Here is a 12061-nt window from a genome sequence, read left to right as displayed (position 1 = left end):
ATAAAACAATTGGCAATATTATTTTAAATAAAAAAATAAGTATTCCAATATAGATTGCTGATTTTATGGTGTATTTAATTTGTTTCTCGAAAATAAAAAAATAACTAGTAATTGCATATAAACAAATAAGTAATAATATGCTTATAGAGTTAAGAAAAATAAAGAACATAAATCCCCTTTATTTTGGCTATAATTGTAATGGTGAGTCATGACTAAAATTAAATTTTACGGCAATTTAAAAAAATTTGGTAGTGAATTTAGCTTAGAAGTTAAAGATACTGCCGAAGCTATCCGAGCCTTATGCTCACAGCTTTCAGGCTTGCGTGAAACGCTACGGGATGGCATTTACAAAGTCCGAATTGGTAAACGGTATTTAGACCCATCAGCCCTTGAAAAAGGGCTTTTTTATTGCCTGAAGAAAGGGCAAACCATCCATTTTACGCCTGTGATTCAAGGGGCAAAAAGTGGAGGCGTGTTTAATTTTGTATTAGGTGCGGCATTACTTGGTGCATCATTTTTTATCCCCGCAGCCGGCTTGCTTGGTGGTTTGATTACAAAAGGCATGGTGATGGGTATAGGTGCATCAATGTTGCTGGGCGGTGTGGCGCAAATGCTGACCAAAATGCCAAAAGGGCCAACAATGGGAAATGAGAAAGAGAAAGAAAGCTCAACCGCTTTTTCTAATCTCAATAACCTAGTTGCTCAAGGTAAGCCGGTGCCATTGGCTTATGGATTAATCAGAACTGGCTCGCTTGTAATTTCACAAGGGGTTGAGACGATTACAATCAAAGAAAACCAACCGGCAGGCAAAAAGAAAACAGGACTTAAAAAGTAAGGTATAAAGTATGCGTATTATCGGAGCAAAAGGCGGTGGTGGCGGTGGACATACCCCGATTGAAGCACCGGAAACAGGTCGATCAAAACAGATTGTAAATATCGTTGAGTTACTCTGCGAAGGCGAAATCGAAGGTTTAGTGGATGGTTTTAAATCTATTTATTTAGACAATACCAAAATCCAAAATGATGACGGCACTTATAATTTTAATAATGTGAGCGGTCAGCTAAATGTCGGCACACAAGAACAGAATGTGTTGGATGGATACGACACATCACAGAATGAAGTGAATGTGGGTGTTGAAGTTAAAAAGAAGACCGGCGCAATTGTTCGTACGGTTACTGATGAGCGTGTAAGTCGCTTGCGTTTAACACTCGGAGTGCGTTCTCTTTTTGAACAAAACAACCAAGGTGATACTAATACAACAAGCGTTAGTCTTAAAATCAATGTAGGAACACAGCAATATACTCATGCATTTGATGGCAAATACAGCTCTCAATATTTGGAATCTATTATTTTTGATAACTTGCCACCTGTGCCGTTTAATGTTGTAGTTGAACGACTCACAGATGACAGTAATTCCCAGCGCCTACAAAACGGCACAATTTGGAGTAGTTACACCGAAATTATCGATACCGAATTTACCTATCCGAATTCTGCGGTTGCCGGTATCAGTTTTGATTCGGAGTATTTTAATAATATCCCGACTCGCAACTACTTAATCAAAGCGAAGAAAGTCAAAGTGCCGAGCAACTATGACCCGATTGCTCGCACATATAACGGACTTTGGGACGGTACATTTAAGATTGCGTGGACAAACAATCCGGCGTGGGAAATTTACGATTTAGGCCCAATCTTAAGCAAAATGCTGGGGGTTGAAATCAGCTTTGATAAATGGGCGTTGTATGATGTCTCACGCTATTGCGATCAGCTTGTGCCGGACGGTATGGGAGGACAAGAGCCGCGTTTTACCTGTAATGTTTGGCTAACCGAAGTGAAAAGCGCCTACGATTTATTAAATGATTTCTGCTCGGTATTCCGTGCGATTCCGATTTGGACAGGAACGGAGGTTTCAGTCATTATCGACCGCCCACGTGATCCGGTTTGGACTTATACTAACGCTAACGTAGTCAATGGATTTGAACGCTCTTACTCTGCCAGAAAATCTCGCCATAATGCGGTGCAAGTCACCTATTCGGATAAAACGAATGGCTATGAAAGTGCGATTGAATACGTCTCGGACGATGAGGAAATCAAAAAGCACGGTTTGAATTTAAAGCAAGTCACTGCTTTTGGCTGTACCTCTCGAGGGCAAGCTCACCGTACAGGCAAATGGATTTTAGAGACGGAAAAACGAGAAAAAGAAACCATTACTTTTACCGTTGGCCGTGAAGGGTTAATGCACTTACCGGGTGATATTATCCGTGTGGCTGACAGCCACTATGCCGGAACCGAAATAGGGGGACGTGTACTTGCTATAAATGGCAGAAAAGTCACATTAGACCGAGAAATCACAATTGATGATGCCAGTTATTTTACATATATCAACGGTGAAGCAACACACTCAACAATTAAAATTCGATCGGTAAATGGAACGGAAGTTACGCTAGATAGCACACTAGCTGGATTGGAGGTCTACGGTGTATGGTCATTATCAACCAAGCAAATTACCTCAGGCTTATACCGCTCAATTTCGATTGTGGAAAATGCAGATGGCACTAACACTATCACAGCGTTGCAACACGAACCTCAGAAAGAGGCTATCGTTGATAATTCGGCTCACTTTGTGGAAACGGCCAGAACGCTCTATAAAGCCCCACAAATTAATGCGGTGGAAGTCTCGACCGGTTATGACGGTAAGCTCTATATTGCTAGTGATATTAGCTCTGGCGATGGCAAACTCACTTATGATATTAAAATCACCAAAGACGGTAATTTATATCAGTACAAAAAGGGATTGCCAGACCCGAATATTGAGTTAAGCGATTTACCCAACGGTGATTACACCGTGGTTATCTACGGTAAAAACGCTAAAGGGCAAATTGTTACCGAAAAAACGCAGTCATTTACTATTGACCGACCACCGGCTCCGACAGGCGTGGTTGTAACAGGTGGATTGGGCAATATTACCCTTGAGTGGGATTGGGTCAATGAGGTTACTCAAACCGAGATTTTTGCGGCGGAAACAGATGATTTTTCACTTGCAGAAAAAATCGCAAAAGTGACCGCTCGTACCTATGCTCATACCGTCAAGGGTAACAAGGTTGTACGCTATTATTGGCTAAGACACACAAGAGGTATTAACGTTGGGCCATTTTACCAAGAGCTAGGCTTAAAAGGCGAAAGTGCGGTTGATTTAGATACAAAATTAGAGGAACTCAATCAAGAACTCTCTAAAAATATTGTGAATGAAATCATTGATACGGCATTACCTGCCCGTCAGCTTGGCATGACAAAATACGTCCAAAATCTCAATGTAAACGTATATCAAGGACAAAAACAGGTTTACGACACCACAACTAATAAATTATACAGTTGGAATGGGTCTAAATACTTGCCATTGGAACAAGAAATTTTAGCCGGTGCAATTAAAGGGATTATTCAGCCGGAACAACTTGCAAGCATACCAACCCGAAAATTAGATGGCACTATTGAGGCTCGCCAAATGGCGGCTAATAGTATTGGTGCTAATGCAATACAAGCAAATGCGATTGGCGCGGAAAAGCTCCAAGCAAACTCTGTTACTGCCGCCAAAGTCCAAGCTGCTGCAATCAATTCTCAACACATTGCAGCAGGCCAAGTGTCTGCCGATAAAATGGCGATTGGGTTAGGTGGTAATTTGCTGTATAACCCGATTTTTGATAATAACGGCTATGGTTGGTTTACTAATAATGGTAATTACACAGGAGGTACACCTAATCGTCAATATATCGGTCAGAATAATGCTAACTGGACGTTAAAAAATTCGATCAGTGACAAAGAACGGATTGTAAAACTAACATTGGCCGAAACAATAAACACTCCTAAAAATCAATGGATTGATGTTGTACGCCAAAAAATACACTTAATCCCTAATCAATGGTATATGTTTAGTGTTTACGCTAATGCTTATCGTTGTTCGGCGATGCTTTTGGTCGAAGAGCTAAATGCAGATGGCGGTTATGTTAGGCAAATAGCTATTGCTCGACTACATAATAGAGGGTCATTTGTTAATGGCGTGGACGCAAATAGCCGTAACTTTGTTAAGTTTAGATGTCCTGCTAGCGGCTATGTCGAAGTTATGATACGAGCAGATCAACAAACTGCAAGCAACCCTGATGTTTATGTAGCCCGTCCAATGCTGGAAGAATGCACTGAGTACACAACTCAACCTAGTGCTTGGGTAAATGCTGGTGTAACCTCTATTCACGGCGGCTCTATCGTAACTAACACGGTGACCGCTCAACAAATTGCAGCAAATACCATTACAGCCAATGAGATTGCAACCGGTACGATTGCAGCCCGAAATATGGCAGCAAACTCAATTAATGCGGTGCATATTGTGGGTAACTCAATTACCGCGGATAAACTTAATGTTGCTAATTTGTCTGCTATTAATAGTAATTTGGGTAATATCAATGGTGGTAATCTGCGAATAGGTTCTTTGAGTGGAGCTTATGGCACTTATTTTGAGGTGTTAAATAATGGCGGATTTAGATTAGTGTCCAGAGATAGTAGTGGCGGAATAGAATTATCATCATCCAGTCGAGCCTTAACAGTGTGGGAAGGTAATACGGTTAAAGTTAAAGTAGGGAAATTATCATAATGTATTACATTAATAAAGCGATTAGCTATAGAGTCGATTTTATAAATAGTGTCAGTAAAAACTGGCATTGTATAAGCAAGGTCTCTCTTGATTATGTAAATAAAGAATGTATGTTTGAAATATCATCTTATGATAATGAGGAAGATTTTAAAAACAATAATAATTCTTTTGTAACATTTTTAACATTAAATGCAATTCCTAATTTTAGTGTTGATCCAATTTTATTTATTTGGCGCTGTTTAATCAGCTCAGAAACAAGCCCTTTCTATAAAGCGGATTTACAAAAAGATTATTCCATTGAACAGTTTAAAAATAAAGAGGAAATAACAAATGAGAGTATTCCTGAATGATTTAAAAATCTTATCCACAATTACTAAAAAAGAAGAAATTACCGAACATACTTTTTTAGTCACAGACCAAGAAGCTGAAAAACTACAAGAAACCATCGATAGCGATGGTTTTTTTTGGTCCATTGATAAATATACCATAGGTTGCAGCGGAGCTTGCCCTAGTCATATCCACAAATGGAATGAAGAGCTTAAAGAATGGCAAATTTGCCCGGAGCTTAAAGCAATAAAACATAAAAAGGATTTAGATGCATTATGGGAAATCTTAAAAAATAAAATAGATGAACACAGTAAAACCGGTGTGTTAGTAAATGGTTATTGGTGGCATACCGATAGTGTGAGTCGCACTAAATATGATGACTTGTCTCGACTGGTCTTATTAGGAGAAGAGCTGGCTGAAGAATGGAGTACGATGACCGGAGAAGTAGTAATACTTGATAACGAATTATTTAAACAACTAAGTAGAGGTATTTATGCTAAAACTAAACAAGATTACAACAATGCTAAAAGACTTTTGGCGCTGGCTGAAAAACTTGATAAACCGCTCGAACAAGACATCACAAACGGTTGGAGCGAAGCCTACAAATCAACAAGAGACTGATGATATGGCGTATGGGTTACAAGTTGAAAATAAACAATTTACGATATTTAACAATCCTATTAAACATCAATACGGAGTTAGAAATAACACGAATGAAATTGACTTGTCGAAAATAGGGTTGATTGCAAAAAACGAACGAATTACTCGTAAAATGTTTACTGGGGTGTTACCACCTTATAATAATGGTAATGCTGATGTTACAAAAATAACAACAGGCATACCTGAAGACTTATACGTCAGATTAAATAACAATTTAAGCGTGTACTGCCCTGAAAATTGGGATAATAACAATGGCGATCTGAATATTTATATAACGGGCGATATTATACATATAGGAGCAATCACGCAAGCTAAAAGTAATTATGGCATTAAAGTTGAAGACAAATATATAACAACAAAAGACGCTGTATTAAGAAACACTAGTACCATACAAATAACAGCGGGCTACCTAAAAAATACAGGTGCTGAAATTGTAAATTTACACGAATTATGTGCCAATCTAATAAAAGTTATCTCAGACCTGAATATGGATTTTAGTTTTCAGCTAAGGCCTAATTCTGGGAGCTTATTATTTACTACTGATTATCACAGTATAGACGGCGTAAAATTTACCGTAAAATCATATTCAGCTATTCAATAGGAGGAAAATCATGACAACATTCAATAAAATCCTAAATCCAATGTACTCAACTATCGCCAGCTACTCAACGCAAGACGACGGCTCACTTAGTGCCAAATATGTCGTCGGTACTGGTGATGATGCTGATGGTGCAGTTACAAACTTTGTGATTGTAACCAGCGAGTACAAATATATTGATGCACAATCAGCTAAAGCAATTACAGATGCACCACTAACAAAAGATGATTTAGGCAAAACACCAACTCAGATTATGTTAGGACGTATCTACAATCACCTAAAAGAGACAGGTCAGATTGTAGTGTAGGGGTCTAAATGCAAAAGCATAAATTTAAGTTTTTCAGAGGCGATGACGTAAGTTATCGCCTTTTGTTTAGGCAAGCAGACGGGGAGCCAGTCAGTCTACAGGATATTAGGCTAGATTTACACGCGGTATTGGATGACGAAACAGAGCCTATGATAAGGTGAGAATATATCTTACCTCTATTACATACAGATATGCCACTTTGTGTCAAAATTGTGACACAAAAGGTATTAAAAGATGTGAAAAGATGGTAATAAAAACAGTGTTATTATGATTGATTAGCTCTGTAAGTCATTTTTTTTATTATTTTTATAAAAATAAAAATAAAATATATGAAAGCCCTTCTAAGGCGTGGGTCAAAGGTTCGAATCCTTTAGGGCGTGCCATTTTCTAATCTCTTTAAATAGTCTTTCTATTTCATCATCTAAATCTTTTTAAAATCTCATCGAATATATAATTTTCTGCTGCAGAGTAATTATTCTTCTTAAGGCGGCATAGTGTGACTTTCCATAAAACAGGATCCTTAATTTTTACACTAACTAAATGTGGATCAGGATAATACTGCCTTGTTGCAAGGGGAAGAATAGTCAATATATCTGAATTAGACTTCGCAGTATAATATAAAAAATCCCAAGAAGCAGATTCATAAACAATATTAGGATGAATATTGTGTCGTTCAAATGCCTCTCTTAAATGCTGGTAAATCATAAAGGTTTCATCAAAAGTCACTATTTTCTCTTTATGTAAATCTTGCCAAGTTATAAATTCCCTATCAGCAAAAGGGTGCTTCGGAGAACAAAATACAGACAGTTCCGATTGGTAAATTTCGAAGGAATCTATGATTTTAGGTGAAATATGTTCAGGATATAGTAAAGTCGCAAAATTAACATTTCCTAACAATAACTCACTTTTTAATGAATAAGCTCCTTGTTCTTTCACTATAAACTTAATTTGAGAATTATTTAGCATTATCTCTGGCAAAATTTGGGGGAAAATAACTGATAAAATCAATGGAGGGATGCCAATTGATACATTTCCTGCTATTACTTCCTCCTTTTTATGTAGATTTCGATTCATCTGATAGTATTTTTCAAGCAATTCTTTCGCATCACGGTAATAATTTTCTCCAACATAAGTTAATCCACTTATCTTTCCATTTGCTCTTGTAAATAAAGTTACACATTCTCTTTGTTCAAAATCATTGATCATCATACTTAGTGCAGGCTGAGAAATATATAAGTTTTGAGATGTCCTGCTCAAATTAAAGCCATTTTCAACAATGCCTATAAAATATCGTAAATGTTTAATATCCATTTTTCCTCCATTACATCGTGATCTAGATCACATATCCCATCGCAACAAATACCTCATTATAGGTATTAGATTTTACTTTATAAAACTCTATAAATTTTACTTATAGATATGTAAAAAAACTATATTTTAAATTACATACATAAATAAATAAACTCTTCTCCAATTATAAAAAAATTAAGATTATGAGTATTTACCACACAACCTTACATATACCCAGATTCATAGTTTTATATAAATTTATTTTATCTTATAGGAGAATATTATGTCTAAATGTATTTCAATAGATAAGATCAGACCTTATTTATTTGATGGAATGGCAATTATGTCAGGTGGTTTTATGGGTTGCGGAGCTCCTGAAATGATTATCAAAGAAATCTTAGATGCTGGCATTAAGGACATTACTCTAATTAGTACTGACACCGCAATGGTCGATACTGGAGTAGGTCCTTTAATCGTTAATGGGCGTGTGAAAAAACTCTATGCCTCACATATTGGTACTAATCCAGAAACAGGCAAAAAAATGATTGCAGACGAAATTGAGGTAGAACTTTGCCCGCAAGGTACTTTGGCTGAACGTATTCGTGCTGGCGGTGCAGGTTTAGGCGGTATTTTAACCCCAACGGGTGTTGGTACTGTAGTGGAAGAAGGCAAACAAAAAATGACGATTGATGGGGTTGAATACTTATTAGAGCTTCCATTAAAAGCAGATGTAGCAATTATTAAAGCCGATATTGCCGATGAGAGCGGAAACTTAGTGTTTGCAGGTTCAGCGCGCAATTTTAACCCGATGATGGCTTTGGCAGGAAAAACAGTTATTGTACAAGCTCGTAAAGTGGTGAAAGTAGGCGAAATCGATCCAAATATGGTGATGATCCCTGCGGCTGTTGTGGATTACATTGTGAAAGCATAATGGAAGGAGAATTGAAAATGAACGCAAAAGAAATTATTGCCCGCCGTATCGCATTAGAGTTTAAAGATGGTGATATTGTAAATCTTGGCATTGGATTACCAACTATGGTTGCAAACTATGTACCAAGTGATATTTCAATTACGCTTCAGTCTGAAAATGGTTTTTTAGGATTAAGTGCTTTTGATCCTGAAAATCCTGATGAAAATATTGTTAATGCAGGTGGGCAACCTTGTGGTATCAAAGCTGGTGGTATGTTCTTTGATAGTGCTTTCTCATTCGCATTAATTCGTGGTGGACACGTTGATGCTTGTGTATTAGGTGGCTTGGAAGTTGACCAAGAAGGCAATCTAGCAAACTGGATGGTACCAGGAAAAATGGTGCCTGGTATGGGCGGAGCGATGGATTTAGTGACAGGAGCTCGCCGTGTGCTCATCGGTATGGAACACTGCAATAAAACAGGTGCATCTAAAATCTTAAAAAAATGCACTTTACCATTAACTGCACGCAATAAAGTGAAAATGGTGGTTACCGAGCTTGCGGTATTTGAGTTTATTGAGGGTAAATTAACCTTAACTGAAATTGCTGAAGGTTATGATTTAGAAACTGTTAAAGCAAAAACTGAAGCAGAATTTATCGTTTCGCCTACCTTGAAAAAAATGCCGCTCGCAGGTGCATAAGGGGCTTATTATGATTAGCCGTATTTCTCGATTTATGACGACTATTGTCAGTAAATATATGCCAGAGCCACTGGTTCTGGCGGTATTACTCAGTATTGTCATCTTCTTCTGGGCGTTTGGGGTTACCGAACACAGTGCTGGTGCATTAATTGAAATGTGGGGGAATGGTTTCTGGAATCTGCTTGCTTTCTCAATGCAAATGGCCATGGTGGTCGTAACGGGTAATGCTCTTGCTTCAGCGCCTCAAATTCGTCGTTTCCTTTCAACTGCGGCATCCGTTGCGAAAACACCAACTCAAGGTGTTATGCTTGTTACTTTTATGAGCTGTGTTGCTTGTGCAATTAACTGGGGATTTGGTTTAGTTGTCGGTGCAATGTTTGCAAAAGAAGTGGCTCGCCGTATTAAAGGTGTGGATTATGCATTATTGATTGCTTGTGCATATATTGGCTTTATGACTTGGGGTGGTGGTTTCTCAGGCTCAATGCCATTACAAGCCGCAACGCCGAACAACCCAATCGCACGTTTCATCACTGATCCAACATATACTGATGGCATTATTCCTGTTACGCAAACACTATTAACAGGCTATAACATCTTCATCGTTAGTATGTTGATCATCACCTTGCCATTCCTCACCAAAATGATGCACCCGAAAGCAGAAGATGTGAAAGCAGTTGATCCTCGTCTATTACAAGAAGATCCTGATTTCAGCAAAAAAATCACTGCGGATTCAACCATTGCGGAAAAAATTGAGGAAAGCCGTTGGTTGGCTTACTTGATTACTGGGACAGGGTTTATCTATTTAGGAATGTACTTTGTTGATAAAGGTTTCAACTTAACGATCAACATTGTTAATTTCATCTTCTTAATGGTTGGCTTAGCCCTACACAGCTCACCAGCAGCTTATGTACGTGCAATTACTAACGCAGCACGTTCAACAGCAGGGATCTTAATCCAGTTCCCATTCTATGCAGGTATGCAGTTAATGATGGAACACTCTGGTTTAGGTGGAATAATCACCCAATTCTTCGTAGATATTTCCAACAAAGAAACCTTCCCGCTTCTCACATTCTTTAGTTCGGCATTAGTGAACTTTGCGGTGCCTTCCGGCGGCGGTCACTGGGTAGTACAAGGTCCGTTCGTTATTCCGGCGGCTCAAGAACTGGGTTCGGATTTAGGTAAAGCGGTAATGGGGATTGCTTATGGAGATATGTGGGCAAATATGGCTCAACCGTTTTGGGCATTACCAGCACTAGGGATCGCAGGTTTAGGGGTAAGGGACATTATGGGCTACTGTATGACAGCACTAATCTTTACCACACCTATATTCATCATTGGATTGTATTTCTTGTAAAAAATTTTGAAAAAACAACCGCTTGTAGGGGAGTTTGTTTACACCCTGGTACGGAAAAATAAGGAAAATAGTATGAAAAATGTTGTTATTGCAAGTGCGGTACGTACCGCAATCGGAAACTTTGGCGGTTCTTTATCTGGCGTTTCAGCTGTCGAACTTGGTACTCACGTGATCAAATCTGCGATTGAAAAATCAGGCATTGATATTGCTAAAGTTGATGAAGTGATTATGGGTAATGTTTTACAAGCAGGTGTTGGCCAAAATCCTGCTCGCCAAGCATTACTTCGTGCAGGTATCGCACAAGAAGTTCCCGCTTATACGGTCAATAAAGTTTGTGGTTCTGGCTTAAAAGCGGTTGCCTTAGCAGCTCAAGCGATCAAGGCAGGCGATGCCAATATCATTGTTGCAGGTGGTATGGAAAATATGAGTCAAGCACCGTATTTGTTAGATTCTAAATCACGCTGGGGCTATCGTTTAGGCGATGGCAAAGTGTACGATGTGATCTTATCTGATGGCTTAATGTGTGCCGAAAACCACTACCATATGGGAATCACCGCGGAAAATGTGGCGAAAAAATATGGTATTACCCGCAAAATGCAAGATGAGCTTGCTCTTGCTTCCCAACAAAAAGCTACCGCAGCGATTCAATCAGGTGCATTCAAAAATGAAATTGTACCATTGACGGTAAAAGTAAAACGCAAAGAAGTAATTTTTGATACAGATGAATTTGTAAAACAAGATTCAACATTGGAAGGTTTATCTTCACTTCGCGCGGCGTTTGATAAAGAAGGCACAGTAACCGCAGGCAACGCATCGGGTATCAACGATGGTGCAGCAGCCTTAGTGATTGTGGAAGAAGAGACCGCAAAAACATTAGGTTTAAATATTCTTGCTCGTATCAAAGGCTACGCCAGTGGTGGTGTGGCTCCAGATATTATGGGTATGGGGCCTGTGCTAGCCACTCAAAATGTGTTGAAGAAAACAGGCTTAAGCTTAAATGATATCGATTTAATTGAAGCGAATGAAGCATTTGCAGCACAGTTCTTAGCAGTGGGTAAAGAGTTAGGTCTTGATCCTGAAAAAGTAAATGTCAACGGTGGTGCTGTGGCATTAGGTCACCCAATCGGAGCAAGCGGTGCACGTATTTTAGTTACGCTATTACACGCAATGCACGCACGCAATAAACAATTAGGTTTAGCGACACTTTGTATCGGTGGTGGTCAAGGTATCGCATTAATCATTGAACGCATTTAATCGTAGGGTGGGCTTTAGCCCAC

At 38.8% G+C, this 12061-nt stretch carries 11 protein-coding genes; 10 read left to right on the top strand and 1 reads right to left on the bottom strand.

The features are described from left to right. The first annotated feature begins 208 nt into the window (after positions 1 to 208). Genes A4G16_RS02235 through A4G16_RS02205 form a run of 6 tightly spaced genes read left to right on the top strand, consistent with a single transcriptional unit; the run spans position 209 to position 6532 of the window. A complete protein-coding gene (locus A4G16_RS02235; RefSeq protein ID WP_165888519.1) occupies positions 209 to 835 on the top strand; it encodes a tail assembly protein in 627 nt (208 codons plus the stop codon). Between the two features lie 10 nt (positions 836 to 845). Then, complete coding sequence (locus tag A4G16_RS02230) at positions 846 to 4640, top strand: host specificity protein J (RefSeq protein WP_237052381.1); 3795 nt, start codon at positions 846 to 848, stop codon at positions 4638 to 4640. After that, complete coding sequence (locus A4G16_RS02220) at positions 4640 to 4990, top strand: hypothetical protein (RefSeq protein WP_165888518.1); 351 nt, start codon at positions 4640 to 4642, stop codon at positions 4988 to 4990. The genes A4G16_RS02230 and A4G16_RS02220 overlap by 1 nt, the downstream gene beginning before the upstream one ends. After that, positions 4971 to 5588 (top strand): DUF4376 domain-containing protein, encoded by a 618-nt coding sequence (locus A4G16_RS02215; protein ID WP_165888517.1) that lies wholly within the window; start codon positions 4971 to 4973, stop codon positions 5586 to 5588. Before A4G16_RS02220 ends, A4G16_RS02215 begins: the two co-directional genes overlap by 20 nt. 4 nt (positions 5589 to 5592) lie before the next feature. Further along, positions 5593 to 6228, top strand: a complete 636-nt coding sequence (locus A4G16_RS02210) for a hypothetical protein (protein ID WP_165888516.1) — start codon at positions 5593 to 5595, stop codon at positions 6226 to 6228. Positions 6229 to 6238: 10 nt separating this feature from the next. Beyond that, complete coding sequence (locus A4G16_RS02205; RefSeq protein ID WP_165888515.1) at positions 6239 to 6532, top strand: hypothetical protein; 294 nt, start codon at positions 6239 to 6241, stop codon at positions 6530 to 6532. 417 nt (positions 6533 to 6949) lie between these two features. Here A4G16_RS02205 and A4G16_RS02200 read toward each other — a convergent pair whose 3' ends face one another. After that, complete coding sequence (locus tag A4G16_RS02200) at positions 6950 to 7843, bottom strand: LysR family transcriptional regulator (protein WP_165888514.1); 894 nt, start codon at positions 7841 to 7843, stop codon at positions 6950 to 6952. A 259-nt stretch (positions 7844 to 8102) separates the two neighbouring features. Here A4G16_RS02200 and atoD point away from each other — a divergent pair, with 259 nt between their 5' ends. The 4 genes from atoD to A4G16_RS02180 all read left to right on the top strand — a co-directional run bounded on the left by atoD (position 8103) and on the right by A4G16_RS02180 (position 12038). Beyond that, a complete protein-coding gene (atoD, locus tag A4G16_RS02195; RefSeq protein WP_207951351.1) occupies positions 8103 to 8753 on the top strand; it encodes an acetate CoA-transferase subunit alpha in 651 nt (216 codons plus the stop codon). A gap of 17 nt (positions 8754 to 8770) precedes the next feature. Next, a complete protein-coding gene (locus A4G16_RS02190; RefSeq protein ID WP_165888512.1) occupies positions 8771 to 9430 on the top strand; it encodes a 3-oxoacid CoA-transferase subunit B in 660 nt (219 codons plus the stop codon). Positions 9431 to 9440: 10 nt separating this feature from the next. Then, positions 9441 to 10784, top strand: a complete 1344-nt coding sequence (locus tag A4G16_RS02185; RefSeq protein ID WP_165888511.1) for a TIGR00366 family protein — start codon at positions 9441 to 9443, stop codon at positions 10782 to 10784. A gap of 72 nt (positions 10785 to 10856) precedes the next feature. Continuing rightward, the gene (locus A4G16_RS02180) at positions 10857 to 12038 is read left to right on the top strand and encodes an acetyl-CoA C-acetyltransferase (RefSeq protein ID WP_165888510.1); all 1182 of its coding nucleotides are present in this window, start codon (positions 10857 to 10859) and stop codon (positions 12036 to 12038) included. Positions 12039 to 12061: the final 23 nt, after the last annotated feature.

Origin of the sequence: Mannheimia granulomatis (assembly GCF_011455695.1) — a bacterium.
GTDB classification, from domain to species: domain Bacteria; phylum Pseudomonadota; class Gammaproteobacteria; order Enterobacterales; family Pasteurellaceae; genus Mannheimia; species Mannheimia granulomatis_A.
The sequence above is the reverse complement of the archived record's forward strand: the minus strand, read 5'-3'. Positions and strand labels throughout refer to the sequence as shown.